Source organism: Halopseudomonas pertucinogena (assembly GCF_014646575.1).
In the GTDB taxonomy this organism is placed as follows: domain Bacteria; phylum Pseudomonadota; class Gammaproteobacteria; order Pseudomonadales; family Pseudomonadaceae; genus Halopseudomonas; species Halopseudomonas pertucinogena.
Genome location: NZ_BMNN01000001.1, coordinates 793,281 through 820,066 on the forward strand (window position 1 = coordinate 793,281; position 26,786 = coordinate 820,066).

A 26,786-nucleotide genomic window follows, 5' to 3' on the forward strand; every position below is an offset into this window, starting at 1 on the left:
CCGTCAACTGACGAGGATTTTCGCATGACTGACTATACCCTGGGCGTTCATTCTGAAACCGGCGTGCTTCGACAGGTTATTGTTTGCAGGCCGGGGCTGGCCCACCGCCGACTGACGCCCAGCAACTGCGATGCACTCTTGTTCGACGACGTATTCTGGGTCAAGCAGGCGCAGAAGGATCACGATGTGTTCGTCGAGCTGATGCGCGCTCGCGGAGTCGAGGTGCTCGACGTCAACGAGCTGCTGGCTGAAACCCTGGATATCACCGAGGCACGGGCCTGGATTCTGGATCACCGGATCAGCTGGAATCATGTTGGTGTGGGTATGGTGTCCGAGCTGCGTGCGTGGATGGATGCGTTGCCGGGCACACAGCTGGCAGAATTTCTCATCGGAGGCTTGCAGGTAAATGACCTGCCATTCAATCCGAGTGGCCTGTTCGGTAACCATCTGGGCCCCTTCGGCTTCATCCTCCCGCCCTTGCCGAATTTCCTGTTCACCCGTGATAACAGCGCCTGGATCTATGACGCGGTCTCGCTGAATCCGATGTACTGGGCGGCGCGCCAACCGGAGACCCTGCTGATGGCAGCGGTCTACCGCTTTCATCCCAAGTTTGCCGGCAAGGTCGAGGCGGTATGGGGCGACCCGCTCAAGGAGCATGCGCTGGCCACGCTGGAGGGCGGCGACATCATGCCGGTCGGTAACGGCGCCGTGCTGATCGGCATGGGCGAGCGGACATCACCCCAGGCTATCGGTCAGTTGGCCAATGCGCTGTTCGAGCGCGGCACGGTCAATCGTGTGGTGGCCTGCCAGATGCCCAGCAGCCGTGCGGCGATGCACCTGGATACGGTGTTCACGTTCTGTGGCGGCAATGTGGTCACCGCCTTCAAGGACGTGTCCGACCAGATGGTGTGTTACGACATTCGTCCCGGCCAGGGCGGCAAGCATCTCTCGTTCACCCAGGACCCGCGTCCGATGTTCGATGTGGTGGCGGATCTGCTCGGGTATGAATCTCTGGTCGTGGTGCCGACCGGTGGGGACACGCCTGCAGAGCGCGAGCGCGAGCAATGGAATGATGGCAACAACGTATTGGCGCTTAGCCCCGGCGTAGTCGTCGGCTATGACCGCAATGACGACACCAATGCGGCATTGGAAGCGGCCGGAATCGAGGTGCTGCAGGTGCCTGGCGCGGAGCTGGGGCGTGGCCGGGGCGGTGGTCGCTGCATGAGTTGCCCAACCATACGTGACGCTCTCTGACCGACAAGGGTATCGAACCATGGCTTTCAATCTGAACAACAGGCACTTTCTCACCTTGAGGGACTTTACTCCCCGTGAAATCGCCTTCCTGCTGAAGCTGGCAGCCGACCTCAAGGCGGCCAAATATGCGGGTACCGAAGTACCGCAGTTGCGCGGCAAGGAGATTGCCCTGATCTTCGAGAAGGATTCCACCCGGACCCGCGTGGGATTCGAGGTGGCGGCCTTTGATCAGGGGGCGCATGTCACCTACCTTGGGCCGAGCGGCAGCCACATCGGGCACAAGGAGTCGGTCAAGGATACCGCCCGCGTGCTCGGTCGTGTGTACGACGCCATAGAATACCGCGGCTACGGACAGTCCGTGGTCGAAGAACTGGCCCGGTATGCCGGGGTACCGGTGTACAACGGGTTGACCGATGAATTTCATCCCACCCAGGTGCTTGCCGACTTCCTGACCATGCAGGAGCATGCGGAAAAGCCACTGCGGGACATCGCCTATGTGTTCATTGGCGATGCGGCCAACAACATGGGCGACAGCCTGCTGATCGGCGGCGCCAAGATGGGTATGGATGTGCGTTTGTGTGCGCCACAGAGTTGCTGGCCGTCTGCCGATATCCGCCAGCAGGCCGAGCAGATTGCCAGCACCACCGGCGCGCGAATCATGATTACCGACGACATTGACAGCGCGGTAGCGGGGGTGGATTTCGTTTATACCGACGTCTGGGTGTCCATGGGCGAGCCAGAGGAAAAATGGGCCGAGCGGATCAAGCTGCTCCTGCCGTATCAGGTCAACGCCGCACTCATGGCCAGAACGGGCAATCCTTACGTACGCTTCATGCACTGTCTGCCGGCATTCCACAATACCGAGACGGTTATTGGCAAGGAGATCGAGCAGAAGTTCGGCATCGCTGCCATGGAGGTTACTGATGAGGTGTTCGAAAGCCCCGCCTCGATCGTGTTTGATCAGGCGGAAAATCGCATGCACACCATCAAGGCTGTGCTGGTCGCTACATTGGGAGGTTGAGAATGCTGGTAGTTGCAGCTCTGGGCGGTAACGCCCTGTTGAAGCGCGGCGAACCTTTGACCGCCCGTACCCAGCGCGCCAATGTGCGCATCGCCGCCGAGGGCCTGGCAGCCATCATCCGCGCGGGTCATGATTTGGTGATTACCCATGGTAATGGCCCTCAGGTGGGGTTGCTGGCGTTACGAACGGCTGCCTACAAGCCTGACGAGCCCTATCCTCTGGATATGCTGGGCGCGGAAACCGAAGGGATGATCGGCTACGTGATCGAGCAGGAGCTGGAGAATGCACTGAATCATGAGCGCGCAGTGGCAACACTGCTGACGCAAGTGGTGGTCGATCAGCACGACCCTGCATTCGATCATCCGACCAAGTTCATCGGCCCGGTATACGAGCGAGCCGAAGCCGAATCCCGGGCGGACACACTTGGCTGGCACATCGGCCAGGACGGCGACAAATGGCGCCGCGTCGTGCCTTCACCCAGACCGTTGGAAATCCCTGACATCAGAGTAATCCAGTTGTTGCTGGAGCAGGGGGTAGTGGTGATCTGCGCCGGGGGCGGTGGAATCCCCATCGTCCGTCGCGACGATGGCAGTACGCTGGGTATCGAGGCGGTGATTGACAAGGACGCGGCCAGCGCACTGCTGGCGCGACAACTCAAGGCGGATGCCTTGCTGCTGCTGACCGATGTGGATGCAATCTATCGGGATTTTGGCACAGATAAGGCTGCGGCGATTACCAGCCTGACGGTGGAGCAGGCGAGGGCACTGGATTTACCAGCCGGTTCGATGGGGCCGAAACTTACCGCCGCAGCTGACTTTGCAGAGCATGGGTTAATCAGTGGCATCGGCAGGCTGGAAGATGCGCTGGGCATTCTGCAGGGGACAGCCGGAACCCGAGTCTTGCGCCAGGCTGAATAAGGCGGATAGCAACGCCATGAGGTGGCTGGCTCTTTCCATGCCGGCCACTTCACTTATGATCAGGGCTTTATGGCGATTTTCAGTACCCCGTCACGTTGATTGGCAAACAGATCGTACGCTTCGACAATCCTGTCCAGCCCATACTCGTGGGTAACCAGCACACCCAGATCCAGGCGGCTGGAAGCAACCACGTTCATCAGGCGGCGCATGCGCTCCTTGCCGCCGGGGCATAGCGCGGTGTTGATCCGGTGATCCCCCAGGCCCGCAGCAAAGGCGCCGAGCGGAATGCTCAGATCTTCGGAATACACGCCCAGACTGGACAGAGTACCGCCGGGTTTGAGCACCTGCAGCGATTGGCTGAAGGTCAATTGGGTACCCAACGCCTCGATGGACGAGTCAGCCCCACGACCGCCGGTAATCTTCATCACCTCGTCAACCACGTCGCAGTTGTTGAAGTTGAGCGTGATATCCGCGCCCATCTGCCGGGCAATGCCCAGACGGTGCTCATTGCCGTCCACGGCGATGAGGGTGGTGGCACCGAGTAAACGCGCTCCCGCGGTAGCGCACAGTCCGATCGGGCCCTGGGCGAAGATCACCACGGTGTCCCCGATGCGGATATTGGCGTTTTCAGCACCCTTGAAACCGGTTGACATGATGTCCGGGCACATCAGCACCTGCTCGTCGGTCAGCCCGTCAGGGATCGGTGCCAGGTTTGCCTGCGCATCCGGCACCAGCACGTACTCCGCCTGGGTGCCATCGATCAGGTTGCCAAACCGCCAGCCTGCGGTGGCCTTGTAACCATGGCAGCCGCAACGGCCATCGGCGGTCAGATAGCTCCCATCCTGCGAAGCGACTCCATCCTGGGCGGCATAGGAGTTGAAATTGGGACAGATTGCTCCAGCAATAACGCGCTGGCCTTCCTGATAGCCTTGCACCGCGCTACCCAGCTTCTCGATCACACCCACCGGCTCGTGACCGACAGTCAGGCCTCTGGCGACAGGGTACTCACCTTTGAGAATGTGGATGTCGGTACCGCAAATAGTGGTGGTGGTAATACGCACCAGTGCGTCATTGGGGCCTACATCGGGGATGGGCTTATCGGTCAGCTCGATACGTCCAGGCTCGATAAATATCGCCGCTTTCATCATCTTGGTCACGGGGTTCTCCTGATAATCGATGGAATCAGCTCTGCGTGTTGAACAGGAAACCATCCCAGCCTAGCTGAGCTGCTATCAGCCAGCCTGACGCAGATCAAGTGGCCGGCTATCGAACGCCATCGCCCTGTCCAGGGCCGCCATAAGTAACATTCGACAGAACCTGTTCTGGGCCTTTGCCTACAACACGGCACTGCCCCCAACCCATTGTTTGACCTGGCTCATCCCTGTGTCATGCCGCCTGGCCTAGACTGGCAGTAGTAATCACCCATCTCGTTACAAGGACACTGCACATGGCCTCTTCCGTTCTATCCAACAAGCGCGTGTTGATTCCTGCGGTCATTGGCATCCTCGTGTTGCTGGGCTGGTACGGTTGGTCCGAGCATGCGAACCAGGGCCCCGGTGAGGGCTTTGTCGTCGGCAACGGCCGCATCGAGGCCACGGAGATTGATATCGCCACCAAGCTGCCGGGGCGGGTGAATGAGGTACTGGTAAGCGAAGGGGATTTCGTTTCCAGAGGCCAGGTGCTGGCGCGCATGCAGGTGGATACGCTTACCGCGCAGCATGAGGAGGCGTTGGCCGGCTACCGCGAGGCGGAGTTTGCCGTAGCCGCTGCCCGGGCGCAGATTGCCCTGCGCGAAAGCGATGTGGCGGCGATGGAAGCTGTGGTACTGCAGCGCGAGGCCGAGTTGTACTCCGCCCAGCGGCGCATGCAGCGCACCGAAAAACTCTCCATCGACGGGGCGGTGTCCCGTCAGGAGCGGGATGATGACCGCGCCCGCGCGCGCAGCGCAGAGGCCGGGGTGGCCGCAGCCAGGGCTCAGGTGCTGGCCGCCCGGGCTGCCGTGGAAGCGGCCAAGGCCCAGCAGACCGGGGCAGAGTCCCGGGTCGGCGCGGTGCAGGCCAGCATAAACCGTATCAATGCCGACCTGGCTGACAGCGAGCTCAAGGCTCCGCGGGACGGGCGTGTGCAGGTGCGGGTGGCACAGCCGGGCGAGGTGCTGGGCGCCGGAGGCCGGGTGCTGAACTTGCTGGATCTGTCGGATGTATACATGACCTTCTTCGTGCCGGAAGCCGCCGCCGGGCGTGTAGGCCTGGGCAGCGAAGTCCGCCTGATACTGGATGCAGCACCGGATTACGTGGTGCCGGCGCGGGTTTCCTTTATCGCCAGCCAGGCCCAGTTCACCCCCAAGACCGTGGAGACCGCCAGCGAGCGGGAAAAACTGATGTTCCGGGTGCGCGCACAACTGCCACCGGCATTGCTGCAGCGCTACCTGGATCAGGTCAAGACCGGTGTACCGGGTGTGGCCTGGCTCAAGCTGGATGCGGACGCCGAGTGGCCCGAATCCCTCGCGGTGCATCCCGACCTGATGGCCGCGCATGACAGTGAATAAGGATCCGGTCGCCCGCCTGCAGGGCATCAGCCTCAGCTACGGCAAGACCCGCGCGCTGGCGCACATCGACCTGGCGCTGCCCGCCGGCTGCATGGTCGGACTGATCGGCCCGGACGGCGTCGGCAAATCCAGTCTTCTGGCGCTGCTGTCCGGCTCACGTCGCCTGCAGGCAGGCCAACTGCAGGTGCTGGGCGGCGACATGGCCGAGCGCGAGCATCGCAATCAGGTCTGTCCGCGCATTGCCTATATGCCCCAGGGGCTGGGCCGCAACCTGTACCCGACGCTGTCGGTGGAAGAAAATCTGCAATTCTTTGCCCGGCTGTTTGGTCACGATGCGGCGGAGCGGCGCCGGCGTATTGATGAGCTGACCCGGGCTACCGGGCTGCATACCTTCCTGTCCCGGCCGGCCGGCAAGCTGTCCGGCGGCATGAAACAGAAGCTCGGTCTGTGCTGCTCGCTGATCCACGATCCGGATCTTCTGATCCTCGATGAGCCGACCACTGGGGTCGACCCGCTGGCGCGGGCTCAGTTCTGGGAGCTGATTGACAGCATTCGCCAGCAGCGCCCTGGTATGAGCGTGGTGGTCGCCACAGCCTATATGGACGAAGCCCAGGGCTTTGACTGGCTGGTGGCCATGGACGCCGGCCAGGTACTGGCCACCGGCACCCCGGCCGAACTCATGGAGCAGACCGCCACTGCGTCGCTGGAGGACGCCTTCGTGGCGTTGCTGCCACAGGAGCGCAAGCGTGGTCACGCGCCGGTGACCATCCCGCCGCTGGATGTCGATGAGAACGACATCGCCATCGAAGCGAAGAATCTGGTGCTGCGCTTCGGCGACTTTGTCGCCGTGAAGGATGTCAGCTTCAGCATCCGCCGAGGCGAGATCTTCGGCTTCCTCGGCTCCAACGGCTGCGGCAAGACCACCACCATGAAGATGCTCACCGGCCTGCTGCCGGCCAGTGAAGGCCAGGCCTGGCTGTTCGGCCAGGAGGTCAGCCCGAAGGATATCGAGACCCGCCGTCGGGTCGGTTATATGACTCAGGCTTTCTCCCTGTACAGCGAGCTGACCGTCCAGCAGAACCTGGTACTGCATGCCCGACTCTTTGCCGTGCCAGAGGACGAAATCCCCGGGCGGGTGAAGGAAATGATCCAGCGCTTCGATCTGGCTGATGCCGCCGACAGCCTGCCGCCGGACATGCCGCTGGGCATGCGGCAGCGCCTGTCGCTGGCGGTGGCCATGGTGCATAAGCCGGAACTGCTGATCCTTGATGAGCCCACCTCCGGCGTCGACCCGGTGGCCCGGGATGCCTTCTGGCGACTGCTGGTAGAGCTGTCGCGCAAGGATCGCGTCACCATCTTCCTGTCTACCCACTTCATGAACGAGGCCGAACGCTGTGACCGCATGTCGATGATGCATGCGGGCGAGGTGCTGGATAGCGACGTGCCCGCCAGGCTGGTAGAGAAGCGCGGTGCGGCCAATCTGGAGGAGGCGTTCATCGGCTATCTGCTCGAGGCGGGCGCCGGTACCCAGGACGCGCCCCAGGTCGAGTCCGGCGCCGGTCTGTCGCAGCAGGCACAGGCCGCGCCGCCCCGGCGCAAGGCATTCAGCCTGCAGCGCATGTTCAGCTATCTGTGGCGCGAAGTGCTGGAATTGCAGCGCGACCCGATCCGCGCCACCCTGGCGCTGGCCGGCTCCCTCGTGCTGATGTTCGTCATCGGCTTTGGCATCAGCATGGATGTGGAGGACCTGCGTTACGCCGTGCTCGACCGGGACCAGACCACCCTGAGTCGCGACTATGCTCTGCAGCTGTCCGGCTCGCGCTACTTCATCGAGCAACCGCCGATCCGCGATTACGACGAACTGGACAGGCGCATGCGCAGCGGCGAGGTCTCGCTGGCCATCGAGATCCCGTCCGGCTTTACCCGGGATCTGCTGGCCGGACGTCAGGCGCAGATCGGTGCCTGGGTCGACGGGGCCATGCCACAACGGGCCGAGACCCTGCAGGGTTATGTGCAGGGGATGCACCAGCACTGGGTCAGCGAACAGATCAGTCAGCGGCTGGGCAGGCTGCCGGTGACGGCGGAGATCCAGACGCGCTTTCGCTACAACCCCGACGTGCGCAGCCTGCCGGCCATGGTTCCGGCGATCATTCCCTTGTTGCTGCTGATGATCCCGGCCATGCTCACCGCGCTGGCGGTGGTGCGGGAGAAGGAAACCGGCTCGATCACCAACTTCCATGTCACCCCGGTGACCCGCAGCGAGTTCCTGCTGGGCAAGCAGCTGCCCTATGTGGCGCTGGCGATGCTCAACTATCTGTTGATGATGCTGCTGGCGGTGACCGTCTTCGGCGTGCCGGTCACCGGCAGCTTCCTGGCCCTGACCCTTGCCGCGCTGATCTTCAGTTTCGTTTCCACCGGCATGGGTCTGCTGGCTTCATCGGTTACCCGCAGCCAGATCGCCGCGATGTTCTTCGCCATGATCGGCACCATGGTACCCGCCACCTCGTTCTCCGGACTGATCGACCCGGTCTCCTCGCTGGAGGGCTTTGGTCGGGTGATCGGCGAGCTGTACCCGGCCACCTACATGGTCAACATCAGCCGCGGGGTATTCAGCAAAGCGCTGGGGCTGGGTGATCTGGCGGGCGCTTACTGGGCCATGCTGGCGTCGGTCCCGGTGATCATGGGGCTGGCCGTGCTGTTGCTGAAGAAACAGGAGCGCTGAGATGAGCTTGCGCAGTCTGGCCAATATCTACCGGCTCGGGGTCAAGGAGCTCTGGAGCCTGTGGCGCGACCCCATGATGCTGGTGCTGATCGCCTACGTATTCACCGTAGGGGTGTTTTCCGGCGCCAGGGCCATGCCGGAAACCCTCAATCACGCGCCCATCGCCATCGTCGACGAGGACGACTCGGCGCTGTCGCGGCAGATCATAGCCGCCTTCTATCCGCCGAACTTCACCACGCCGCAGATGATCAGCATGGGGCAGATGGACTCCGGCATGGACTCGGGCCAGCATACCTTTGCCCTGTACATACCCCAGAGCTTCCAGCGTGATGTGCTGGCCGGGCGCAGCCCGGATCTGCAACTGAACGTGGACGCCACGCGCATGAGCCAAGCGTTTACCGGCAGCGGGGCGGTGCAACAGATCGTCATGGGCGAAATCAACGCCTTCGTCCAGCGGTACCAGGGCTCGGCCCAGGTACCGGTCGAGCTGGTCCTGCGCGCACGCTTCAACCCGGCACTGGAACGGGCCTGGTTCGGTAGCCTGATGCAAGTGATCAACTACATCACCATGCTCTCCATCGTACTGGCCGGGGCAGCGCTGATCCGCGAACGGGAACACGGCACCATCGAGCATCTGCTGGTGATGCCAGTGACCCCCGGTGAAATCATGCTGGCCAAGATCTGGTCCACGGGACTGGTGGTGCTGGTGGCCGCTGCCGTGTCACTCAACCTGGTGGTGCGCGGCTGGCTTCAGGTACCCATAGCGGGCTCACTGCCGCTGTTTTTCATCGGAGTGGTGCTCTGCCTGTTCGCCACCACCTCGATGGGTATCTTCCTCGCTACCCTGGCGCGCAACATGCCGCAGTTCGGTATGTTGATGATGTTGACCATCATGCCGTTGCAGATGCTCTCCGGCGGCAGCACACCGCGCGAAAGCATGCCGGAGCTGGTCCAGAACATCATGCTGGCAGCCCCGACCACCCACTTCGTCGAACTCGGCCAGGCGATCCTCTACCGCGGCGCCGGGCTGGAAACCGTATGGCCCAACTTTCTGGCGCTGATGGTGATAGGCAGTGCGCTGTTCGGCGCTTCCTTGCTGCGCTTCAGAAAGACCATCCACAGCATGGCCTGAGTTCAGCTGGCCCCAGTTGAACTTACAAGGAGTAAGAGAATGGACACTATCAAGAACGCACAGAGTCACTGGCTGGCAGGCTACGGACCGATCAAGCACCGCGAGGACACCCGCGAGCGAATCGCCGCTCTGTGCGAAAAACTGACCGGCGACGGTCGGGTGGCGAATGCCGAGCAGTTCCACGCCATGCTCGCCGCCGCCGATCGGCTGACCTGCGCCGGCATGAATGTGGTGGCGCACATGACCTACGCCCAGCGCATCGACCTGGACGGCAAGCCGCTGGCCGCTGAGGACTTCAAGCCTGTTCCCGAAGGGCATACCGGCGGTGCGCTGAACATGGTGCCGGCCTTTGTCGGTTATCTGCTGGCCAACGCCCTGACCGGCAAGACCCGGGCCTGGCTGATGGGACAGGGGCATTGCGTAGCGGCCATCGAGGCAGTCAACGCCCTGACCGGCGATGTATCGTCCGCCCAGCAGGGCCGCTATGACCGCAGCGCGGCCGGGCTGGCGCAGTTGTGCCAGGACTTCTACTCCTACGCGACCGACGACACCGGCCTGCCCGCCGCGCCGCTGGGCAGCCACGCCGGCCCGAACACCGCCGGTGCCATCTCCGAGGGCGGCTATCTGGGCTTTGCCGAGCTGCAGTACATTCATATGCCGCTCCCCGGCGAAAGTCTGGTGGCCTTTTTAAGTGATGGCGCCTTCGAGGAGCAGCGTGGCTCGGACTGGGCGCCGCGCTGGTGGCGTGCCGAGGACAGCGGGATGGCGATTCCGGTGATGATTCTCAACGGTCGGCGCATCGAGCAGCGCACCCAGATAGTGCAGGAAGGCGGCGCCCAATGGCTGGCCGAAGATCAGCGGCACAATGGCTTCGACCCGGTGATCATCGACGGTCGCGATCCCGCCGCCTTTGCCTGGGCCATTATCATGGCCGAAGACAAGCTGCAGACCTTTGCCGATGACCCACAGCGTCGTTATCCGGCGGCCTTGCCCTACATCATCGCCGAGACCGAGAAGGGTTTCGGTTTCCCCGGCGCCGGGACCAACGCTGCACATAACCTGCCGCTGGTGACCAATCCCTTCAAGGACGTGATTGCCCGGGAGCTGTTCAATACCAGCGCCCAGGCGCTGTATGTGCCCCGTGTCGAGCTGGAGCAGTCACTGGCTACGCTGACCAATCATCAGCAGCAGGGCAGGTCGCTGGAAAGCCAGAACCCGCTGGTGCATCGCCAGCCGCCCGCGCCCAGTCTGCCAGAGCCGAAGTGGCAGCCCGTGGGCACTGAAAACAGCGCCATGGGTGTACTGGATAACTGGTTCGTCGAGCTGGTCAAGGCCAACCCCGCGTTGCGCGTTCGCGTCGGCAACCCGGACGAGCTGGCCAGTAACAAGATGGGCGAGACCCTGGCTCTGCTCAAGCACCGGGTCAACGATCCGGAACCGGGCGTTCATGAGGACCTGCACGGCGCCGTCATTACCGCCCTCAATGAAGAGGCCGTGGCGGCCGCAGCGCTGGCCAACAAGGCCGGGCTCAACCTGATCGTCAGTTATGAAGCCTTTGCCGTGAAGATGCTCGGCCTGATGCGACAGGAAGCCATCTTTGTACGCCGCCAGAAGGAACTGGGCCAGCAGCCGGCCTGGCTACCGGTACCCCTTATCGTCACCTCCCATACCTGGGAGAACTCCAAGAATGAGCAGTCCCATCAGGACCCGACCATGGGCGAGGCGCTGCTGGGAGAGATGTCCGACACCGTGCGCGTGCTGTTCCCGGTGGGCGGCAATACCACAGTGGCGGCCATGCGCTCGGTGTATGCCGGTCGCGGACAACTGGCCTGCGTGGTGGTGTCCAAGCGCGATGTGCAGCAGTATCTGGACGGGCCCCAGGCCGAGGCGCTGGTCGAGCAGGGCGCGGCCCATGTGCTGGGCGATCCGGCCAGTGCCGACCTGCAGTTGATTGCCATCGGCGCCTACCAGCTGGAGGAAGCGCTCAAGGCCCAGGCTGCACTTGAGCGCGCCGGACATGCCGTTTGTGTCACCGTGATCATCGAGCCGGGCCGGCTGCGCATCCCGCGGGACGAGCTGGAAAGCGCCTTCGTAGTGGATGATGCGACCCTGAATTGGCTGTTCCCGCCCGGCCTGCCCCGGGTCATCCTTACTCACACCCGCCCCGAGCCCATGCTCGGCATATTGCGTCGCATCGACAGTGGTCTGGCCAGAACCCGGGCGCTGGGTTATATCAGCCGTGGCGGCACCCTGGATGTACCGGGCATGCTGCGCGCCAACCGCTGTACCTGGGTCGATGCCATCCGCGCCGCCGCCGTGGTGACCGGTTGGGAGCTGTCGGATCTGAGTGACTATGCCAACCTTGGGGGTGAATGACGATGCTGACCCTGACCTGTCTGGGTGGAGCCGGTACCGTTACCGGCTCCAAACACCTGCTGACCCACGGCGACACCCGCATCCTCATCGACTGCGGCCTGTTCCAGGGTATGAAGAACCTGCGTGAGCTGAACTGGCGACGGCTGGCAGTAGCGCCGGATACCATAGATGCCGTGGTGCTGACCCACGCGCACCTTGACCACTGCGGCTATTTGCCAAGACTGGTGCTGGATGGTTTTGACGGCGAGATCTACGCCACGGCGGCCAGCCGGGACGTGGCCGAGCTCATCTTGCTGGACAGCGCCTGGCTGCAGGAAAAGGACGCCGAGTTCGCCAATCGCAAGGGCTTTTCCAAGCACAAGCCGGCGCTCCCCCTGTACCGGGTGAAGGATGCCGAGCGTACCCTCAGGCACTTCCGCATCGCACCCTGGCACAAGGCAGTGGAACTGCCCGGCGGCGCGCAGCTGCGGATGCGCCGGGCCGGGCACATTCTCGGCGCGGCCACGGTGCAGGTGGATATCGGCGGCAAGCGGGTCGTTTTTTCGGGGGACCTGGGGCGTTATGGTGATAGCGTCATGCATGATCCCGAGCCGGTTACCGAGGCAGACTACATCGTCATTGAATCGACCTACGGCAACCGCCAGCATGATCGCTCCGACTCACTGGAAGCCCTGGCCACGGTGATCGAGCGCACCGTCCAGCGCGGCGGCACCGTGGTCATCCCGTCGTTTGCCGTGGGCCGAGCCCAGTCGCTTATCTATGCCCTGTGGCGGTTGCGTCAGAGCGGACGCCTGAAAGGCATCCCGGTGTTTCTCGACAGCCCCATGGCCACCAGCGCCACCGAGCTGCTGCACCGTCACCAGCCGGATCACAAGCTGACCTACGACGAATGCGCGGCCGCCTGTAACAGCGTCACTTATGTACGCGATGTTGAAGAATCCAAGGCGCTGACCGCCAACCGCTACCCCAAGGTGATCATCTCCGCCAGCGGCATGGCCACCGGCGGACGGGTACTGCATCACATCGCCGCCTTCGGTGTTGACCACCGCAACACGCTGCTGTTTTCCGGCTTCCAGGCCGCCGGCACCCGCGGCCGCAAACTGCTGCAGGGCGCCCGTGAGGTGAAGATCTATGGTCAATGGATCCCGGTCAACGCCGAAGTCACCGAATTGCCCATGCTCTCGGCGCATGCCGACTGTGATGAGCTGATGCAATGGCTTTCGAACTTCGAGCGGCCACCCAGGCATGTGTTCATCGTGCATGGCGAGCCGGATGCGTCGGAGGCGCTGCGTGAGCGCATTATTCGCGAGCTGGGCTGGTCGGTCTCGGTGCCATTGCAGGATCAGGTGCAGGAGCTGGATTAACCGGGGCTTTTACACACATCGTCATTCCCCGCGTGCGCGAGAATGACGAGAGGGGGGAGGACTGTCTGAATCCCGCGCAAAACAAAAAGCCCAGACCGAGGTCTGGGCTTTTTGTTTATCTGGAGCGGGAAACGAGGCTCGAACTCGCGACCTCAACCTTGGCAAGGTTGCGCTCTACCAACTGAGCTATTCCCGCAAATCTGACGCCGAAGTGGCGTCCCCTAGGGGACTCGAACCCCTGTTACCGCCGTGAAAGGGCGGTGTCCTAGGCCACTAGACGAAGGGGACGTATCCGGTCTTCACAGTGCCTGGGTGTTAACCCTGGCTACTTGCCGCTTACTTCGCTGTGCGTTGTTTGCTGCAAGTGGCGCGCATTTTAGGCATGGGGATGGGGGGCGTCAACCCCTCAAGCCAATATTTTTTCAGGTTTTTTTCGCTTTCCGCGAAATCCGCGGCCTGCAGGCCATTTTCCGGCGAAGGCTTTAGCACGGGCTCTCCACAGAACGCAGCCGAACCGGCGACAGGGGCCCTAGTGTCTTGCTGCAGTCAGGCATCAATTGAGTTGGCCGGTATGTTGTGGCATAACGACATACATCATTCAAAGGAGAGACTTCGTGTCCACGACGCTAATTGTGGCCCTGGTTGTCGCGGGGCTGGTGATCGTTCTGGGGATAGGCTTCTTCAGCCAGGCGATGGAACGTGCCCGGCTCGAGAGGGCGCGGACCCTGGCGGAGCTGCAGGCACGCTGGAATCACTGTCATGCCGTCAGCAACGGTCTGCCGGGGCAGTACATGAGTCCCGAGCTGAAGGGCCTGTTGCTGGAAGAGGAAGTGAGTCTGCTCGAACGGCTGGTCCGCCTCGATCCGCGCAATGGCCGCTATGCGGACCAGCTGAAGGAGGCGCGGCAGCAGCAGGGCAAGGGTGAGCCGCAGGTACGCAATGCACCGCTGGCTATCGGTGATGAGGCCGCTGCGCAGAACGTCCGGCGTCAGCTGGCCGATCTGCTGCAACTGCTTGATCAGGCCCGGGCGGAAAAGCGGCTGGACGATCAGACGTTCCTGCGCTGGACCCGGCAGATTCGGCTCCATCAGACGGAGACGACGCTGAACATGTACCGCTCCCTGGCGGAGGCGGCCATGCGCGAAGGCAAGCCCCGGGTCGCCAAGCTGCAGTACGAGCGGGCGGTGGCCTACCTGACCAAGCACCCCGACAGTGCCAACGCGGACCAGCTGGCCGTTTTCCGTCATCTGTTGCTTCAGGCCGAGCAGACGGCCACGCGTATGGAACAGGGTGTACCCGGAACCGAGCTGAGCGAGGGGGTGCAGGCTCTGGAAGAGGACGACCAGGCATGGCGCAAGAAAGCCCTGTACGATGACTGAAAACACCCCCGATGGAGTCAGACATGTCCCTGACCTTGTATGGCGCAATCCTTTCGCCTTACGTACGCAAGATCCGCATTCAGCTGGCGGAGCAATCCATACCCCACGAACTGGTGGAGCAGGCGCCATTCAATCAGCCGGATTGGTATTTCGAGATAAGCCCGCTCGGCCGCATCCCTGCCATCCGGGATGGTGACCTGACGCTGGCCGATTCCGGCGTCATCGGCCAGTACCTCCAGGAAACCCGCGGCGGGGCGCCGATGTATGGTCAGACGCCTGCCGAGGCCGCGAGAGTGCGCTGGCTTGAGAAGTACGCTGATTACGAGATCGGTCCACTGGCCACCCATACGGTATTCATCAATCGGGTGCTGAAGCCGGTGACCGGCGGGCAGTGTGACGACGTGGCGGTGGACCGGGCGCTGCAGGAGCTGCCGAAGCTGTTCGACTATCTGGAGGCCCAGCTGGGTGACCGGCATTTCTTCCTGGGCGAGCAGTTCAGCATGGCTGACATAGCTGTCTGCTCCCAGTTGATCAATCTGGCCCACGCGGGCGAGCTGATCGACGAGCTGGCCTGGCCAAACCTGTCATCGCTGTTGAGCCGGGTCAGCGCCCGCAGTAGTGTGAGCAGTCTGCTGCCGGCCGAGCACCAGCTGGTGGCGCGGCTGACAGGAAGGGTCTGACGTTCCTATCTGATGGCGGGGCAGCGCAGGTCGCGGCACTGCGCCTTATCGACGGATCCATCAGCGCAACTGCGGGCCTTTGCGGCCTCGCTGTCACAGCCGAGTATCTCCAGACCGGTGGCCAGATTGTTCCAGCCGGCCTGGAAGTCCGGAAATTCATTGACCAGTTGCTGAAACTGCCTGATAGCCGCGTCCCGCTGGTTCATCGCCCATTGGGTATTGGCCAGTCCGAAGCGCGCGGTTGGCTGGTCCGGCCATTTTTGCATGGCGCTCTGATAGGCGCGGCTGGCGCTTTGAAGACGGCCGGTCTGCTCCAGGTCACTGGCGGCCCGCAGATAGGGCAGGGGAGCTGCGGTCGCTGGTAACTCTCCTGGGGGAAGCATGACTCTCGCCCAGTAATCCGCACGGCTCCAGCTGCGCATGAACGCTGCGAAGGGTTCGCGCTGGGCCTCGTTCAGTCCGCTGTGGACGATCATTTCCCGGGCGTTCAGGTCGTAGCCGATCACCACTGCATAGTGCCACATCGGATACCAGTTGAACGCCAGGTTCTGCATCACCAGCACCGGGTTTCCGGCATCCAGTTCGGTGAGCAGCGCTGCCAGATCCTTTTCCAGCGGATAGACCAGCAGGTCACGCTCGCGCGCCGCCGAAATCATCTCCACCTGCAGGGTACCCTTGCGCTCCGGCAGATATATCCGGTCCTTCAGCAGCTCGGGGGTGGCAGGGATATCCTGATGATTGAGCATCATGGCCAGGGAGGCCGGACCACACTGGTAGGCATCCTGGGGATGAAAGGGGACACCCTCGACAAGCTGGAAAGCCGGCAGGTGAGCCAGGTCGGTGGCACTGGGGAGGGTGGGAGCGCGCCCTGCGCAGCCCGCCAGCAATGCCAGCAGGCCGAGCAGGGCGATCAGTCGGGAAAGAACCACTGATCAGCGGTTGATGCAGTTCACGAAGCGGAAGATGTTGGTGGCGCAGAGCATGTCAGTGATGATGAAGATCACCAGAAACAGCACGATCACGCCAACAACCCCGGCGGCTGCGGGTGCTTCATCCAGCTGGGCGTTGAAGTGCGCCAGCTCTTCAGCGGTGAGGCTGTTGATGCGCTGCTCAACCTGCTCGGGAGAGACCCCCATGCTGGCCAGCTTGTCCTGCACGGCTTCGTCGTCCAGCATCGCCTTGAGCTGGTCGCGGTCAACGCTGAGTTGTTCCTGGGCAATCACTTCATGAGTGGCGGTCATGGCAGCCTGGGAGGCCTGGGCATGCAGGCTCACCATGCTGGTGAACATGAACAGCGCAGCCATGAAGAGGGACAGGTAGCGTCTGACGGTGGATGTTTGGTTCATGGGAGACTCCTGGTTGAATCCGAGGTTGGTGTTGTTGTCCAGCTACAACGTTGACACCGCTGTGACCGCTCGGGTTCCGGTCGGGTTCCCTGTTTACCAGCCGAGGCGGTCTCGCAGCTGGTAATACCAGGCTCCCAGCGCTGTCAGCGGGACCCGCAACAGCCGTCCACCGGGGAAGGGGTAGTGGGGGAGCGCAGCGAAAGCATCGAAGCGCTCCGCCTGGCCGCGGATGGCCTCGGCCAGCACCCTGCCGGCGACATGTGTGAAGGTAACCCCGTGACCGCTGCACCCCTGGGAGTAGTAGATGTTGCTGCCGAGGCGTCCGAGCTGCGGCAGACGGGACAATGTCAGGAGGAAGTTGCCAGTCCAGGCGTAGTCGATCTGCACCTCGCGCAGCTGGGGGAAGGTACGCACCAGGTTGGGCCGGATGAGTGCCTCGATATCGGCCGGGTCGCGGGCGCCATAGACCACGCCGCCGCCGAAGATCAGTCGCTTGTCCGCAGACAGACGATAGTAATCCAGCAGGTAGTTGCAGTCTTCGACGCAGTAATCCTGCGGCAGCAGCGAATGAGCCAGTTCCTCGCCCAGCGGCGCGGTGGCGACCACCTGGGTTCCGCAGGGCATGGATCTGGCCGCCAGCGGCGGCAGCAGGTCACCAAGGTAGGCATTGCCGGCCACCACCACGAACCTGGCCCTCACCTGGCCCTGTACCGTGCGAACCACTGGGTGTTCTCCCTGTTCCACCTGCAGCACGGCTGACTGCTCATGGATCACGCCGCCCAGCGACTCCACCGCATCGGCCTCGCCCAGTACCAGGTTCAGCGGATGGATGTGCCCGCTGCCCCGGTCAAGCATGCCTCCGGCATACAGCTCGGTGTTCACCACCCCACGCATGGCGTCGGTATCCAGCAGCTCCAGCTGGTGGTAGCCATAACGCTCCCACAGCTTTTTCTGTTGCTCCAGTTGTGCCAGCTGCTTAGCGGTTACCGCAGCAAAGACACCGCCATCCTTCAGGTCGCAGCGGATGCCATAGCGCTGTATCCGCTCGCGGATGATACGCCCCCCTTCGAATGCCATCTCACCGAGCAGCCGTGCCTGCTCCGGCCCGACCTGTTTCTCGACCACGTCCAGGTCCCGGCTGTAACTGTTGACCATCTGGCCACCGTTGCGACCGGAAGCTCCGAATCCCACCTTTGCTGCTTCCAGCACGGTGACACGGTAGCCCTGTTCAAGCAGAAACAGCGCGGCCGAGATGCCGGTATAGCCGGCGCCGATCACGCACACGTCGGTTTCAACGGCACCCTGCAGGGGCGGTCGGTCCGGCGCCGGATTGGCCGAGGCGGCGTAATAGGACGGTGGATAGGGTGTACGGCTCATGCGGCGCACCTCGGATATTTATTTTTCCTGTATCTGGATGCTACCCGCAGCGATATTGCAGCGCCAGTGTCGGCAAGGGGGGAGATTCAGGTTGGCGTTCCGGTGCCCGGCAGCGCCCGGGTGAGCAATATGCACAGCATGGAAACGCCGAGCATGATTGCAATGAGGTGGAACGCATCATTGTAGGCCATGATCTGCGCCTGCTGGCGCACCTGGCTGTCGAGCAGACGCAGGGCTGCTTCGCTGTTGCCCAGCTGGTCGGTCAGCAGTGCCAGCCGCTCCCGGGCGGCAGGGTTGCCGATGCTGACGTAGCCGCGGAGGATGTCGAAGTAATGGGCAGCACGGCTGTCGAGAATGGTCGCCAGCACGGCAATGCCGATCGCCCCGCCCAGATTGCGCAGGATGTTGTACAGGCTGGAAGCCGAACCGGCCTGGGACGGCGGAATCATCGCCGTGGCAATGATCGACAGCGGCACCAGCACCAGCGGCTGGCCCATGGCGCGGAGGATCTGGATGGCGATGAACTGGTCGCCGGCAAAATCCGGATTCAGCGAGCCGCTCAGAAAGCTGCCAGAGGCGAACAGCAGAAAGCCGGTGGCGCAGATCAGACGTGCCGGAAGATAGCGCATCAGCAACGGCACCAGAGGAATGAGCACCAGCTGTGGCAGGCCGAGCCACATGATCACCTGACCGATCTGCAGGGCGTTGTAGCCCTGAATCTGCGCCAGATAGACCGGCAGCACGAACACGGTGCCGTAGAGCCCGACCCCCAACCCGATATTGGCCAGACTGCCGAGCAGGAAGTTGCGCTGCTTGAGCAGGCGCAGGTTGACCAGGTGATTGTCCCGGGACAGCTGCAGGATGACAAAGCACACCAGGCTGATCAGGGCGACGGCACCCAGGGTGGCTATGTAGGCGGACTCCAGCCAGTCCTCGCGCTGCCCCTCCTCAAGAAAAACCTGCAGGCAGCCCAGCCCCAGGGCCATGGTCAGGATCCCGGCGTAATCCCCCTTGCCGAGCAGCTCCCATCGCGGCGGGCTCCTGTCCAGGCCATACATCAGGCCCCAGGTCATCAGCACACCGGGGATGACGTTGATGTAGAAGATCCATTCCCAGCCGAAGCTCTCGGTCAGCCAGCCGCCGATGGTGGGGCCGATGGACGGTGCGAAGGTGGCGGTGATGGCAAACAGTGCCATGCCCTTTGGTCGAACCTCCAGAGGCAGCTTGGTCAGTACCAGTGAGAAGGCGAAGGGAATCAGTGCTCCGCCGGCCAGCCCCTGCAACACGCGGAAGACGATCATGCTCTGCAGGCTCCAGGCCATCGAGCAGAGCAGCGAAGCGACCACGAAGATCACCGAGATGCTCACGGCAAAGCGCCGTGGCGACAGCACCATTGCCAGCCAGGCGGCCAGCGGGATGATGACGATCTCGGCTACCAGGTACGAGGTGGAGATCCAGGAGCCCTCCTCGATGGTGGCCGACAGGGCGCCCTGTATGTCCTTGAGTGAAGAGTTGATGATCTGGATATCGAGGATCGCCATGAAGGCGCCAAGAATGGCGCTGAGAATCGCGATCCAGTCCCGACGCGTCGGCGGCGGGATGTAGCCTGGGGCGTGGCTGTCAGTCACCCAGGTCGACCCTTACCCTGACCGACATCCCCGGTCGCACCAGCTGGCTGAGCGGGTGATCATTGGCGATCGCGATCTTGATCGGTATCCGCTGCACCACCTTGGTGAAATTGCCGGTGGCATTGTCCGGCGGCAGCAGGCTGAACTGAGCACCGGAAGCCGGGAACAGGCTGTCGATGTGGCCCTGTACCGGCTGGTCATCAAAGGCATCAAACTCCAGGGTCACCGCCTGGCCTCGGCGCATGCGCTTTATCTGGGTTTCCTTGAAGTTGGCCTGCACCCACAGGTCACGGGCCGGCACGATCGCCAGCAGGTGATCGCCGGGCTGCACGTTCTGGCCGATGCGCACGCTGCGCTGGCCAACCCGGCCGGGTACCGGAGCGTTTATCCGGGTACGGGACAGATCGATCTCGGCGCTCTGGACCTCGCTCTGCGCCGCCTGCACCAGCGCGGAAAGCCGGTCGATATCCGCGGTCAGGGTGTCCTTGCTGAGTACCTGCGTCTGCAGTTCGGCGCTGGCGCCGCGCACATGGGCCCTGGCCACTTCCAGCTGCGCCCGGAAATTGCTCAGCTGCTCTTCAGAGGCGTAGCCGGACTGGCGCAGGGGGGTGATGCGCCGGATATCCAGCTCGATACGCTTCTGTTCAGCCCGGCGGGCATCCACCGCTGCCCGGGCCGCTTCGATCATGCTGTCGTGGCGGGCCAGCATGGCCCTGGCCTGGGCCAGCTCTGCCTGTCGGGTAGCCAGATTGGCCCGGGCCTTCGCCAGTGCGGTGGTGAAGTCGCGGTCATCAAGGCGTACCAGCAGGTCACCGGCGTCGACTGTCTGGTTGTCGGTCACCAGAACCTCCACCACCTGTGCTGCAAGCTGGCTGCTTACCCGGGTGATGTCGCCCTGCACATAGGCGTTGTCGGTGGTCTGGTAGTGGCGTCCGATCAGCCACCAATGAGCGAACAGCGCCGCGGCAGCGAGGACCACGATCAGCAGGAAGAGGGACAGACGTGTGCGAACCCGGTTGGGCATTGATGCAGTTCCTTGTTCTTATGTGATTCTGGAAACTGCAATCACTCTATCACTGTTCCCCTGGCGACCAATGGCGCTAGAATCCGGAAACTTTGTTGCATGACAGGAACAGTGTGATGGGACTGGATGATGCCCTCATTTTCACCCGGGTGGTGGAGTGCCACAGCTTTACCAGCGCAGCCCAGCTGCTGGGAATGCAGAAATCCACCGTCAGCCGCCGTATCGTTCAGCTGGAGGAACGGCTCGGGGTTCGACTGCTCAACCGCACCACGCGCAAGCTGCGTCTGACCGAGGTGGGCGAGGCCTACTACGAACGCTGCCGGCAGATAATGCAGGAGTTTGCCGAGGCCGAAGAGGCCATCATGCAGCTGCAGAGCGAGCCCACCGGTCTGTTGCGCATCACCTCCACCATCGAGTTCGGTCAGCTGTTTCTCGGCGGCGTGGTCGGTGATTTCATGCGTCGCTATCCTTCGCTGCAGGTGGAGGTGGAACTCACTACCAGGGCGGTCGATCCGGTGCAGGAGGGCATAGATATCGCCATCCAGCTCGGCCGGCCGCAGGACTCAAGTCTGGTTGCAAGACCCATGCTGCTGAGCCCGCGGCAGCTGTTTGCCAGTCCTGCCTACCTGCGCGAGCACGGTGTGCCCCGCCGTCCGGACGACCTGGTGAAGCATCGGTGCATCCAGACCCTGAATGACACCGGCCGCAGATGGTATTTCGAGAAGCCGGCGACCAGTGTATCGGTGAGCCCGGCGCTTACGGTGAACAACATCACGTTTGCCCGGGAGGCGGCATTGGCCGGGGCCGGCATCATCAATGTGCCGTCGTTCATTGCCGAGGCCCATGTGGAGGAGGGCACCCTATGCCGGGTGCTGGAAGACTGCGTGCTGCCGTCCACCGAACTCTACGCCCTGTACCCCTCCCGGCGCTTCCAGGTGATGAAGGTCAAGGCGTTCATCGACTACATGATCGAGCAGCTGCATCTGCGCCTCAAGGACGGGGTGGAGCCGGAGGATGATCCGCTGGTAAAATTGCCCTCAACCTGAGTTGTCCATCCGGCCCTGCGGGGCCGCCGTTACGAGATATTCCATGACCGTCCGTACCCGTATTGCCCCGTCCCCGACGGGTGATCCCCACGTTGGCACCGCCTATATCGCCCTGTTCAACCAATGCTTTGCCCGCCAGCACGGCGGCAAGTTCGTCCTGCGTATCGAGGACACCGACCAGGTGCGCTCCAGTGCCGAATCGGAAAAGCAGATCCTCGACTCGCTGCGCTGGTTGGGGCTGGACTGGGACGAAGGCCCGGACGTGGGTGGTCCGCATGGTCCCTATCGGCAGAGCGAACGCAGTGATATCTACCGCGCGCACAGCGAGCAGCTGATCAGCAAAGGCCACGCCTTCCGCTGCTTCTGCACCTCCGAGCGCCTGGACCAGCTGCGCGCCGAGCAGATGGCCAACAAGCAGACCCCGGGCTACGACGGCCTGTGCCTGAGCCTGTCGGAAGACGAAGTGAGCAAGCGGGTAGCCGCCGGCGAGCCCCACGTGGTGCGCATGAAGGTGCCCGAGCATGGTGTCTGCGTGGTCAATGACATGCTGCGCGGGGAAATCGAGATTCCCTGGGAACAGGTGGACATGCAGGTGCTGATGAAGGCCGACGGCCTGCCCACCTACCACCTGGCCAACGTGGTCGATGATCACCTGATGCAGATCACCCATGTGCTGCGTGGTGAGGAGTGGATCAACTCCGCGCCCAAGCATATCCTGCTGTATCGCTATTTCGGCTGGGACATGCCGCAGCTGTGCCACATGCCGCTGCTGCGTAACCCGGACAAGAGCAAGCTGTCCAAGCGCAAAAACCCGACCAGCATCATCTTCTACCAGCGCATGGGCTATCTGCCCCAGGCGCTGCTCAACTATCTGGGCCGCATGGGCTGGTCCATGCCCGATGAGCGGGAGAAGTTCTCGCTGGACGAGATGGTCGAGCACTTCGACATCCTGCGCGTGTCGCTCGGCGGGCCCATCTTCGATGTGGAAAAGCTTGCCTGGCTGAACGGTCAGTGGATCCGCGACCTGTCGGAGCAGGAGTTTGTCGACGCGGTGCAGAAGTGGGCGTTCAACAGTGACTATCTGCGACCGATCGTGCCGCTGGCCCAGAGCCGGGTGGAGACCTTCAGCGAGTTGGTACCGCTGGCGGGCTTCTTCCTCACGGGCAAGGTGGATGTCACCGCCGAACAGTTCGTCCACAAGAAGCTTTCCCAGGACGATGTGCGCAAGGTCATGCAGCTGCTGCTGTGGAGGCTGGAAGCGCTGCGCCAGTGGGACAAGGACGGCATTACCGCCCAGATCCAACAGGTGGCCGAGCTCATGGAGCTGAAACTGCGTGACCTCATGCCGCTGCTGTTCGTTGCCATTACCGGCCAGGCCAGTTCGGTTTCGGTGCTCGACGCCATGGCCCATCTGGGGCCTGATCTGACCCGCTTCCGGCTGCGTCAGGCGCTGGAGCTGCTGGGCGGTGCGTCGAAGAAGGAAGTGAAGGCCTGGGAGAAGCTGGTTTAATACCGGGCCGGCCATAAGTCGCTGTTTTAGTGAATTTATTTGTTGACAGGCCGGCGCCATAGCCCTAATATGCGCCCCGTCCAGAACGACGGGGCTATAGCTCAGCTGGGAGAGCGCCTGCATGGCATGCAGGAGGTCTGCGGTTCGATCCCGCATAGCTCCACCAATTTTTTGGTCATCGCCTGTCGATGACCTGTTTTACACTAGCCGTTATGCTGCAGAGCATATCTGGTGATGAAGCGAGACCAGCAATCGTTTCGAGAAGGGTTTGCGTCCCCTTCGTCTAGTGGCCTAGGACACCGCCCTTTCACGGCGGTAACAGGGGTTCGAGTCCCCTAGGGGACGCCATCTTTACCGACACTCCGGTGTCGCGGTCGCAAGACCACGGGGCTATAGCTCAGCTGGGAGAGCGCCTGCATGGCATGCAGGAGGTCTGCGGTTCGATCCCGCATAGCTCCACCATTTCAAAGCGCCGACACCTGTTGTCGGCGCTTTTTTTTTGCCTGCGCGAAAGCGCCCAGTCGGCACCACGCATCAGCCGGCCGGAACCGTACTGGCCTGGCGGCCTCCAACGATGTATCTGTCGCCTAGCAGTCTGTCATCGCCATGCCAAGTTACGCCAATCACGGATCGGCGCGTCCCGATTCGGACATGACCCTGTTCGGTTCGCCCAAGGACCGCCTGGAATTCTATCGTCGGGAAATCCATCACGAGATCAACAACCTGTCCGGCAGAACCAACACCTACCTGACCGGCCAGTCCTTTCTGGTGATCGCCTTCGCCTCCTGCATGGCCAACCTCAATCCGGATTGGGGACCCATCTTCACTCTGGTGATGCCGGTGCTGCTGGCCATGTTCGGAGCCTTCAGTTCGCTCAGCGCCTGGCCGGGCATCAAGGCTTCATGCGATATCGTCGAGCACTGGCAGCACAAGCAGATCCAGTTGTTCAAATGCGAGCCGGCAATAGGCCCGGCATATGATGACGCGCCGCTGTTCTCTTCCTGGGAGTCAACCTACGACGGTCAGGACAAGGCGCTTAAATTCTACAAGCGCTCACCCTGGCTGCTGGCAGGTTTCTGGGTGATCCTGGGAGGGGTGGCGCTGGTGATCCAGTTGCTGTGAAAGAAGGGTTGCATGAATCGGTATACCGGTGGTTGCCTCTGTGAACCGGTATCTGCTTGGAAGTCATATCAGCATGGCAGACATCTGCATCATGCCCTTCGTGCGCCAGTTCGCCCATGTGGATCAGGACGTGTTCTACAGCTTGCCCTATCCACATCTGCAGCAGTGGCTGAGGGAGTGGCTGGCGCATCCGCTTTTTCAGCAGGTCATGGTCAAATTTCCGCCCTGGCGGGTGATGAGCTCGTGGTGTTCCCGTAGCATCATGAGTGTGGCGCGAGTAGTTCATTGAACTCCAGCACATTCAGGTCCGGGTCGCGGATAAAGCAGACGTTGCGGCGGCCATGCCCCATGGTCACCGGGCCTTCGCTGATGGCTATGTTCTCGCGCGCCAGCCACTCCACCAGTTCATCCATGCTGTCGACGATAAAGGCCGCATGGGTGTAACCGGGCCGCTTGACCGGGACGTCCAGCAGCACGTTGCCGTCGCTCGCCGCCTCGCCGTTATGGATCAGGTGGATACGCAGGCCGGTCGGGTGCACCAGCCCGCAGGCACGGACTGCCGGAGCATATTCCTCGGGATCGCGGACGAAGCCGAGCCTGGCGTAGAACGCTTCCGCTGTTGCCAGATCCGTGACGCGGATGCCGATATGGTCGAGACGTAAGTTGTCGAAGTTCATACAGATCGCTCCTGATAAAGTGGGGGTCAGGCAGCCAGCCCGGCACGGGTACGCTGGAAGGGAATGAAGCCGGGCAGCTCTTCGATCTGCCGCAGCCAGGCGAGGACGCGCGGATAGCCGGACAGGTCCACGTTGCCCTCGGGGGCCCGGGCGACGTAGCTGTACAGCGCCACGTCCGCGATGGTGGGTTGCTCTGTGCTCGCCAGCCAGCGCTGACCCGCCAGTGTCTGCTCCATCACCGCGAGTGTCGCGTGGGCGCGGCCGATGACCTCCTCTGCATTGAGCGGAGCACCGAACACCGTAATGAGTCGCGCGGCGCAGACACCGTAGGCTATCTTGCCAGCGGCTACCGACAGCCATCGCTGCACCTGTGCCTCTTCCGCGGGCTCGGTCGGCAGCCAGTGGGACGGCCCCACTTTGCGCGCTATATAGACGAGGATGGCCAGCGAGTCGGCAACCATGATGCCGTCATCATCCAGGACGGGTACTTCCCCGAATGCATTTATGGCGAGAAACGGCGGTTGCTTGTGCTCGCCGCCGGGCAGGTCTATCTCAACCAGTTCGTGGGGCACATCCGCGAGCGAAAGAAAAAGGGCTGCGCGATGCGCGTGCCCGGACAGGGCGTAGTGGTAGAGCTTCATGAGGCGATCTCCGCATTGACGATGCAGCCATTCTGTCTCTTTGCAAAAGGTGAGAGAATCTGCCGTATTCGCATTTCTCTATTGCGGATACCGATATCAATACAGCGGAATCAGGACGATGGACAGACTGCGAACGCTGCGGACCTTCATCAGCGTGGCCGAACACGCAAGCTTTGCCGAAGCTGGGCGGCGGCTCAATCTGTCGCCAACCACCGTCTCGCGTACGATCGCCGCGCTTGAAGCGAGCCTTGGCGTGCAGTTGCTACGGCGCACCACGCGCAGCGTGCGGCTGACAAACGAAGGGGCGCTGTTTCTCGAACGGTGCCGCGCCGGGATCGCCGAGATTGATCAGGCGTTCGATATCGTCCGCGGGCAGCGGTCGGCGCCCAATGGTGTACTGACGGTGACGGCCCCGGTCATGTTTGGCCGCCTGCATATCCAGCCGGTCATCGTCGAACTGCTGAGGCAGCATCCTCAGCTGCAGATCCGGTTGCTGCTGCTTGACCGGGTGGTAAGTCTGGTGGAAGAGGGGGTGGATGTCGCTGTGCGCATTGCCGATCTGCCGGATAGTTCGCTGCACATGTTGCGAGTCGGGGAGGTCAGGCGTGTGTTCGCGGCCAGTCCCGCCTACCTTGCAGCGCACGGCCGACCGGCTTCCCTGTCCGATCTCCGTCAGCATGGGCTGATCTGGATCGAGGATGAGGCTGGGCCTCATCGCGGTTGGGGGCTGGATGAGGTCCACCGTTCTGGTCGCCCTGCGAGATTCACGGTCAACAATATGGAAGCAGCCGTTTCGGCCGCGGTATCCGGCCTGGGTGTGATTCGGACAATGTCCTACCAGGTCGCCGAGGAACTCGCCGCGGGTCGGCTTGAGCTGGTACTGACCGACGATGCCGCACCGGCCCTGCCGATCTCGCTGCTCTTTCATGGCGGTCGCAGGAGTCATCCCAATGTGCGGGCCTTCATCGAAGCCGTGAAACTGCACCTGCAGGAGCCTCTCGCCGGCAACTGAAGCAGCCTAC

Annotated in this window: 23 protein-coding genes and 5 tRNA genes; 18 read left to right on the forward strand and 10 right to left on the reverse strand. The window is 62.6% G+C overall.

The genetic code is table 11. The features are described 5' to 3' along the window. Window positions 1–24 precede the first annotated feature (24 nt). Genes IEW63_RS03730 through arcC form a run of 3 tightly spaced genes read left to right on the forward strand, consistent with a single transcriptional unit; the run spans window position 25 to window position 3,192 of the window. Window positions 25–1,254: an arginine deiminase gene (locus tag IEW63_RS03730; protein ID WP_188635220.1), complete on the forward strand. Its 1,230-nt coding sequence runs from the start codon at window positions 25–27 to the stop codon at window positions 1,252–1,254. A 19-nt stretch (window positions 1,255–1,273) separates the two neighbouring features. Continuing rightward, window positions 1,274–2,275, forward strand: a complete 1,002-nt coding sequence (locus IEW63_RS03735) for an ornithine carbamoyltransferase (protein ID WP_188635221.1) — start codon at window positions 1,274–1,276, stop codon at window positions 2,273–2,275. 2 nt (window positions 2,276–2,277) lie between these two features. After that, the gene (gene arcC, locus IEW63_RS03740) at window positions 2,278–3,192 is read left to right on the forward strand and encodes a carbamate kinase (protein ID WP_188635222.1); all 915 of its coding nucleotides are present in this window, start codon (window positions 2,278–2,280) and stop codon (window positions 3,190–3,192) included. Window positions 3,193–3,251: 59 nt separating this feature from the next. Here the strand turns inward: arcC and IEW63_RS03745 are convergent, their stop codons facing one another. Beyond that, window positions 3,252–4,349 (reverse strand): NAD(P)-dependent alcohol dehydrogenase, encoded by a 1,098-nt coding sequence (locus IEW63_RS03745; RefSeq protein WP_188635223.1) that lies wholly within the window; start codon window positions 4,347–4,349, stop codon window positions 3,252–3,254. A gap of 290 nt (window positions 4,350–4,639) precedes the next feature. Here IEW63_RS03745 and IEW63_RS03750 point away from each other — a divergent pair, with 290 nt between their 5' ends. The 5 genes from IEW63_RS03750 to IEW63_RS03770 are packed head-to-tail and all read left to right on the forward strand — an operon-like array spanning window position 4,640 to window position 13,334. Next, window positions 4,640–5,740: an HlyD family secretion protein gene (locus IEW63_RS03750; protein WP_188635224.1), complete on the forward strand. Its 1,101-nt coding sequence runs from the start codon at window positions 4,640–4,642 to the stop codon at window positions 5,738–5,740. Next, on the forward strand, window positions 5,727–8,462 hold the full coding sequence (gene rbbA, locus IEW63_RS03755) for a ribosome-associated ATPase/putative transporter RbbA (RefSeq protein ID WP_188635225.1): 2,736 nt from the start codon (window positions 5,727–5,729) through the stop codon (window positions 8,460–8,462). Before IEW63_RS03750 ends, rbbA begins: the two co-directional genes overlap by 14 nt. A 7-nt stretch (window positions 8,463–8,469) precedes the next feature. Then, window positions 8,470–9,594, forward strand: a complete 1,125-nt coding sequence (locus IEW63_RS03760; RefSeq protein ID WP_444542576.1) for an ABC transporter permease — start codon at window positions 8,470–8,472, stop codon at window positions 9,592–9,594. 39 nt (window positions 9,595–9,633) lie between these two features. Continuing rightward, complete coding sequence (locus tag IEW63_RS03765) at window positions 9,634–11,970, forward strand: phosphoketolase family protein (protein ID WP_188635227.1); 2,337 nt, start codon at window positions 9,634–9,636, stop codon at window positions 11,968–11,970. A 5-nt stretch (window positions 11,971–11,975) separates the two neighbouring features. Next, the gene (locus tag IEW63_RS03770) at window positions 11,976–13,334 is read left to right on the forward strand and encodes an MBL fold metallo-hydrolase RNA specificity domain-containing protein (RefSeq protein ID WP_444542577.1); all 1,359 of its coding nucleotides are present in this window, start codon (window positions 11,976–11,978) and stop codon (window positions 13,332–13,334) included. 120 nt (window positions 13,335–13,454) lie between these two features. On the opposite strand, the gene IEW63_RS03775 is transcribed toward IEW63_RS03770, so the two are convergent. After that, window positions 13,455–13,530, reverse strand: a tRNA-Gly gene (locus IEW63_RS03775). A 16-nt stretch (window positions 13,531–13,546) separates the two neighbouring features. Further along, window positions 13,547–13,622, reverse strand: a tRNA-Glu gene (locus IEW63_RS03780). A 326-nt stretch (window positions 13,623–13,948) separates the two neighbouring features. Here IEW63_RS03780 and IEW63_RS03785 point away from each other — a divergent pair. Both IEW63_RS03785 and IEW63_RS03790 read left to right on the forward strand, forming a co-directional pair. Then, window positions 13,949–14,713: a hypothetical protein gene (locus tag IEW63_RS03785; protein WP_188635228.1), complete on the forward strand. Its 765-nt coding sequence runs from the start codon at window positions 13,949–13,951 to the stop codon at window positions 14,711–14,713. A gap of 23 nt (window positions 14,714–14,736) precedes the next feature. Beyond that, window positions 14,737–15,393, forward strand: a complete 657-nt coding sequence (locus IEW63_RS03790) for a glutathione S-transferase family protein (protein ID WP_188635229.1) — start codon at window positions 14,737–14,739, stop codon at window positions 15,391–15,393. Window positions 15,394–15,398: 5 nt separating this feature from the next. Here the strand turns inward: IEW63_RS03790 and IEW63_RS03795 are convergent, their stop codons facing one another. The 5 genes from IEW63_RS03795 to IEW63_RS03815 all read right to left on the reverse strand — a co-directional run bounded on the left by IEW63_RS03795 (window position 15,399) and on the right by IEW63_RS03815 (window position 20,768). Continuing rightward, complete coding sequence (locus IEW63_RS03795; protein ID WP_188635230.1) at window positions 15,399–16,322, reverse strand: PA2778 family cysteine peptidase; 924 nt, start codon at window positions 16,320–16,322, stop codon at window positions 15,399–15,401. Window positions 16,323–16,325: 3 nt separating this feature from the next. Then, on the reverse strand, window positions 16,326–16,697 hold the full coding sequence (locus tag IEW63_RS03800) for a PA2779 family protein (RefSeq protein ID WP_229710344.1): 372 nt from the start codon (window positions 16,695–16,697) through the stop codon (window positions 16,326–16,328). Window positions 16,698–16,832: 135 nt separating this feature from the next. Further along, window positions 16,833–18,116: an NAD(P)/FAD-dependent oxidoreductase gene (locus tag IEW63_RS03805; RefSeq protein ID WP_188635232.1), complete on the reverse strand. Its 1,284-nt coding sequence runs from the start codon at window positions 18,114–18,116 to the stop codon at window positions 16,833–16,835. 86 nt (window positions 18,117–18,202) lie between these two features. Continuing rightward, the gene (locus IEW63_RS03810; RefSeq protein ID WP_272872568.1) at window positions 18,203–19,744 is read right to left on the reverse strand and encodes a DHA2 family efflux MFS transporter permease subunit; all 1,542 of its coding nucleotides are present in this window, start codon (window positions 19,742–19,744) and stop codon (window positions 18,203–18,205) included. Next, entirely contained in the window at window positions 19,737–20,768 is a 1,032-nt protein-coding gene (locus IEW63_RS03815) for an HlyD family secretion protein (protein WP_188635233.1), read from the reverse strand. Before IEW63_RS03815 ends, IEW63_RS03810 begins: the two co-directional genes overlap by 8 nt. Window positions 20,769–20,884: 116 nt before the next feature. Between IEW63_RS03815 and IEW63_RS03820 the strand changes: the two genes are divergently transcribed. The 7 genes from IEW63_RS03820 (at window position 20,885) to IEW63_RS03850 (ending at window position 24,735) form a co-directional block, all read left to right on the forward strand. After that, on the forward strand, window positions 20,885–21,814 hold the full coding sequence (locus tag IEW63_RS03820) for a LysR family transcriptional regulator (protein ID WP_188635234.1): 930 nt from the start codon (window positions 20,885–20,887) through the stop codon (window positions 21,812–21,814). A 43-nt stretch (window positions 21,815–21,857) separates the two neighbouring features. Next, a complete protein-coding gene (gene gltX / locus IEW63_RS03825) occupies window positions 21,858–23,324 on the forward strand; it encodes a glutamate--tRNA ligase (RefSeq protein ID WP_188635235.1) in 1,467 nt (488 codons plus the stop codon). A 90-nt stretch (window positions 23,325–23,414) separates the two neighbouring features. Beyond that, a tRNA-Ala gene (locus tag IEW63_RS03830) sits at window positions 23,415–23,490 on the forward strand. Window positions 23,491–23,596: 106 nt separating this feature from the next. Next, window positions 23,597–23,672, forward strand: a tRNA-Glu gene (locus IEW63_RS03835). Window positions 23,673–23,710: 38 nt separating this feature from the next. Further along, a tRNA-Ala gene (locus tag IEW63_RS03840) sits at window positions 23,711–23,786 on the forward strand. 189 nt (window positions 23,787–23,975) lie between these two features. Continuing rightward, the gene (locus tag IEW63_RS03845; RefSeq protein WP_188635236.1) at window positions 23,976–24,446 is read left to right on the forward strand and encodes a hypothetical protein; all 471 of its coding nucleotides are present in this window, start codon (window positions 23,976–23,978) and stop codon (window positions 24,444–24,446) included. A gap of 73 nt (window positions 24,447–24,519) precedes the next feature. Then, a complete protein-coding gene (locus IEW63_RS03850) occupies window positions 24,520–24,735 on the forward strand; it encodes a glutathione S-transferase family protein (RefSeq protein ID WP_229710307.1) in 216 nt (71 codons plus the stop codon). On the opposite strand, the gene IEW63_RS03855 is transcribed toward IEW63_RS03850, so the two are convergent. Together IEW63_RS03855 and IEW63_RS03860 are read right to left on the reverse strand one after the other, a co-directional pair. Then, window positions 24,707–25,123 (reverse strand): VOC family protein, encoded by a 417-nt coding sequence (locus tag IEW63_RS03855; RefSeq protein ID WP_188635237.1) that lies wholly within the window; start codon window positions 25,121–25,123, stop codon window positions 24,707–24,709. The genes IEW63_RS03850 and IEW63_RS03855 overlap by 29 nt on opposite strands. A gap of 26 nt (window positions 25,124–25,149) precedes the next feature. Then, window positions 25,150–25,764 (reverse strand): glutathione S-transferase family protein, encoded by a 615-nt coding sequence (locus IEW63_RS03860; RefSeq protein ID WP_188635238.1) that lies wholly within the window; start codon window positions 25,762–25,764, stop codon window positions 25,150–25,152. Between the two features lie 118 nt (window positions 25,765–25,882). Between IEW63_RS03860 and IEW63_RS03865 the strand changes: the two genes are divergently transcribed. After that, window positions 25,883–26,776, forward strand: coding sequence for a LysR family transcriptional regulator (locus tag IEW63_RS03865; protein ID WP_188635239.1), 894 nt, complete (start codon window positions 25,883–25,885; stop codon window positions 26,774–26,776). The last annotated feature ends 10 nt before the right edge of the window (window positions 26,777–26,786 follow it).

Coding starts and splice junctions, on each gene's coding strand:
- IEW63_RS03730 (WP_188635220.1), top strand. CDS start 25: ATGACTGACTATACCCTGGGCGTTCATTCTGAAACCGGCGTGCTTCGA.
- IEW63_RS03735 (WP_188635221.1), top strand. CDS start 1,274: ATGGCTTTCAATCTGAACAACAGGCACTTTCTCACCTTGAGGGACTTT.
- arcC (WP_188635222.1), top strand. CDS start 2,278: ATGCTGGTAGTTGCAGCTCTGGGCGGTAACGCCCTGTTGAAGCGCGGC.
- IEW63_RS03750 (WP_188635224.1), top strand. CDS start 4,640: ATGGCCTCTTCCGTTCTATCCAACAAGCGCGTGTTGATTCCTGCGGTC.
- rbbA (WP_188635225.1), top strand. CDS start 5,727: ATGACAGTGAATAAGGATCCGGTCGCCCGCCTGCAGGGCATCAGCCTC.
- IEW63_RS03765 (WP_188635227.1), top strand. CDS start 9,634: ATGGACACTATCAAGAACGCACAGAGTCACTGGCTGGCAGGCTACGGA.
- IEW63_RS03790 (WP_188635229.1), top strand. CDS start 14,737: ATGTCCCTGACCTTGTATGGCGCAATCCTTTCGCCTTACGTACGCAAG.
- IEW63_RS03800 (WP_229710344.1), bottom strand. CDS start 16,697: ATGGCTGCGCTGTTCATGTTCACCAGCATGGTGAGCCTGCATGCCCAG.
- IEW63_RS03805 (WP_188635232.1), bottom strand. CDS start 18,116: ATGAGCCGTACACCCTATCCACCGTCCTATTACGCCGCCTCGGCCAAT.
- IEW63_RS03815 (WP_188635233.1), bottom strand. CDS start 20,768: ATGCCCAACCGGGTTCGCACACGTCTGTCCCTCTTCCTGCTGATCGTG.
- IEW63_RS03820 (WP_188635234.1), top strand. CDS start 20,885: ATGGGACTGGATGATGCCCTCATTTTCACCCGGGTGGTGGAGTGCCAC.
- gltX (WP_188635235.1), top strand. CDS start 21,858: ATGACCGTCCGTACCCGTATTGCCCCGTCCCCGACGGGTGATCCCCAC.
- IEW63_RS03845 (WP_188635236.1), top strand. CDS start 23,976: ATGACCCTGTTCGGTTCGCCCAAGGACCGCCTGGAATTCTATCGTCGG.
- IEW63_RS03850 (WP_229710307.1), top strand. CDS start 24,520: ATGGCAGACATCTGCATCATGCCCTTCGTGCGCCAGTTCGCCCATGTG.
- IEW63_RS03855 (WP_188635237.1), bottom strand. CDS start 25,123: ATGAACTTCGACAACTTACGTCTCGACCATATCGGCATCCGCGTCACG.
- IEW63_RS03860 (WP_188635238.1), bottom strand. CDS start 25,764: ATGAAGCTCTACCACTACGCCCTGTCCGGGCACGCGCATCGCGCAGCC.
- IEW63_RS03865 (WP_188635239.1), top strand. CDS start 25,883: ATGGACAGACTGCGAACGCTGCGGACCTTCATCAGCGTGGCCGAACAC.